The sequence below is a fragment of the Moorena sp. SIO3B2 genome, from assembly GCF_010692525.1.
Lineage (GTDB): Bacteria > Cyanobacteriota > Cyanobacteriia > Cyanobacteriales > Coleofasciculaceae > Moorena > Moorena producens.
The window spans coordinates 1-3,331 of the sequence record NZ_JAAHHE010000539.1 but is presented as its reverse complement, the minus strand read 5'-3'; the positions used below and the strand labels follow the sequence as shown (position 1 = coordinate 3,331).

General features: G+C 38.0%; 2 protein-coding genes. Both read right to left on the bottom strand.

The window, feature by feature from the left end; genetic code table 11:
- Positions 1-21 precede the first annotated feature (21 nt).
- Positions 22-993, bottom strand: coding sequence for a hypothetical protein (locus tag F6K38_RS37625; RefSeq protein ID WP_287360094.1), 972 nt, complete (start codon positions 991-993; stop codon positions 22-24).
- A partial coding sequence (locus tag F6K38_RS37620; RefSeq protein WP_287360092.1) for a 3'-5' exonuclease occupies positions 990-3,331 on the bottom strand: 2,342 nt, incomplete at its 5' end. The genes F6K38_RS37625 and F6K38_RS37620, both read right to left, overlap by 4 nt.

Below are 3,331 nucleotides of genomic sequence, written 5' to 3'. Positions count from 1 at the left end.
TATGATTCCTTTATTATCTCTCTAATAGCTACTTTTAGGATTAATAAAATATATTTCGTTATTAGCGTTATATATTTGTTCAACTGTATGACGCTTTCCTATACTTTCTCTAAAAGTACATGCCATTTCTATGACTCGTTGTTCCAAAGTTATTTTACTATCAGTATTTCCTTGAACATGTTTTTCAATATTTTTAGTTGCAATAGTTAAAACATGCATTGTATCAACTGGGACATCCTCAATTATTTGCTTATAAGCCTGAGCCTCAGCATTACCAAATTTCTCAGGAATATCTGTAATAAAATTACACATTTCAGGATCTATCTCCAGCAAGTAATTATAATCCGATTCTTGGTTTCTGAAAACTTGGCTGAGTGGAGAAATAACATTTAATTGAATTGTTAAAATATTTGAAAGACAAGGTAATTTTAAGATATCGAGTTCTTTTTTAAGATTTTGGATAATCCCAAGAGTAGCTTCTGGAAAGCCACTCATAACACATTGAAAATCAAGCCCCATTTTGTCTAAAGTAGAAGATTTAAATTTATCCATCAGTTGTTTGTAAAGAATAACTGAGAATTTATTTGGATCTACACCAATAGCAAAAATTTTGACATCATTTGGAATTTTCTCTTCTTCTTTCAGCTTAAGTATTGCTTCGATACAAGCAGCAGTACCGGCTCCAGCACCACATCCAATATCTAGAATGCACAATCTTTGCTTATGCCTAAGCCAGCTTATTAATCTGTCTTCTCCAACCACATTTTCTAAAATGTGTGCAGCTTTAAAGTAGTGTGTTGGAAAAAGATAGTAATACTGAAAAGCCACACTCGTTAGATCTTCTCCTTTTAGTATCTCTTGCCAATTGCCACGAGGATCTATTGATTTGTATCCCTTGGCTAGGCTACTACCATCAAGCCACTCATGTACAGCATTGTAAGCATCGGCAACAATAGGATGAAAACGGCGATATGTAGGTGGTTGTTCAGTCACTGAATGCATTCCTTTGGGATTTGAATAATAAAGTTACTAATTTTTTTTGAAAAACCGCTGGCATCTTGGGAATAAGCTGATATAAATAACCTCTGTTTTGCCCTAGTCATGGCCACATAAAACAACCGTCTTTCTTCTTCAAGATTATTATCGCGAACACTAAAATAATTAGGAAATTCATTTTGAACAGCACCGGCAATGAAAATACTGTCAAATTCTAAACCTTTGGATTGATGAACTGTGATAATTGGAACTTGATTATTGTCTTGAGAAACTCGATCTAAGTTTTTGGCAAGAGCAGTAAATTCAATAATGCTACGTAAAGCTGTGTCAGGGTGCAAATTTGGATCGTCCTGTGCTTGGAAAAACCGTAAAAGATTGTGGATATTTTGCAGGCGTTTCTTTTGAGATTGATAATAATTGTATAGTCCAGATTCTACCAATAATGTATCCAGCAAATCTGAAGGTCTTAATGATTGGCTGACATCGCGCCAGTGCTCTACCTGTTCAGCAAGTCCTTCAAATACCTCGCCATAACGGTACACTAAAGCTTGACGATAATCCGCTCTTCGTTCCACCAAAGGTATGAGTAGCGCCAACAAATCAATGGTGGTTTCCACATCATCCATTGCCTTATGGCTAGGTAGGTGGGTAAGATTGAGATGCTCTGCCAAAACTTCTAAACTGTAGCGTTCAGATTCAATGAAACGATTGGCTAGTTCTAGGGTGTCCTCCCATTGCAGCTTTTTTGGATAACTAACACCAGCTTTTTGAGCTTGAGCTGTCACCATCTTAATATCAAAGCCCACATTGTGTCCAACTAGCAGAGAATCCCCCACAAACTCGAAGAACTCACCAAATACATGTTTAGCATTTCTACCATTTTCTGCCAAGAAGCGATCGCTATGTCCGTGTATTCGTTCCGACTCACCAACGCTGACAGTATTAGTAATGTAAGCGTGAAATCTAGCCTGTTTTTTACCATCAACTAGACGAATTGCTGCAATTTCCACCACTTCATCTTGACTCACTGAAAACCCTGTTGTTTCCACGTCAAAAACTGTTACGACTCCAGATGAATAGGCGCTTAAAAGTTCACTAAAAGGATCTCCATCTTTAAATGTGCGGCTTGATACCATGTCAGTTAAACTAAAGCCACAATTTTTGCCTTCTTCAATTACAGCTTTAATCGTCCCATCACCAATTCCACGACTTGGACGTAGCAACATCCGACGCATTGCCCCTGCATCAAAAGGATTTAGAATCAGACGTAGGTAAGCAAGAGCATCTTTGACTTCCTGTCGCATGAAAAATTGGAATCGCTCAACTGTAATACAAGGAATACCCATGCGCTCCAATATCTGACTGATAATCTCTGTGCGTTTATGGTTACGAGCAAGAACTGCTACTCGACTGTAAACAAAATCCTTTTGCTTACTTGCTAGTTGCTGGATTTGTCCACCAATCCACTCTGCTTCCGTCCACTCATTATTTGCTAAATGGAATTGAATCAAATCACCATCTTTACACTCAGGCGCTGGTGTAATGTTTGTTTGTCGATGTTCAAAGGAATCTGCAAATCCAGAAGCAGCATTCAGCAGGACTTTTGTTGCTCGATAGTTCCAGGTTAAAGAATAGCTTCTAGGATTAAAATCATGATAAAATTGTTTAATTACCTTCTCTGGTTCAGAACCTCGCCATTCATAAATAGTCTGATCTAAATCTCCAATCATCCCTAAATTACCACTGTTGGCAGCCAAGTGCTTGACAATACCATACTCTGACAGATGGGTGTCTTGAACTTCGTCAACTTGAACAAAATCAAACTTATCTGTCCAACGTTGGCTAATCTCTGGTTCATGGTGTACCATGAGACGAACATAAAATATCAGATCTGCAAAGTCTAAGGCATGACGCTTTTGAAGGATAGTTTGATACTGAGCAGCACATTGAGCGTAGTTATTCCCTAATGGGGCATATAGATTTTCAACCAGATTATCTAGAGATAATTTACAGTTTTCAGCCTGAATTTTGCACTTAACTAAGCTAGAAAACAACTGCTGGGCATCTCTATCTTTCAATACATGGAAAACTTCTTTAACCAATTCGAGACAATCATTATCGTCATAAATCACGAAATCTGTTGGCAATCCAATCTGACGAGCTTCCATCCGTAGTATGGAGGCACACAAACCATGAAAAGTTTTAATTGTTAGGTGTTGTAGTTGTTCTGGACAATACTGAGATAACCGCCCGCTCATTTCCTTGGCAGCTCGATTGGTAAAGGTCAGGCATAGAATTCGTTGAGGAGAGATACCCTGATTAATTGCACATAAAA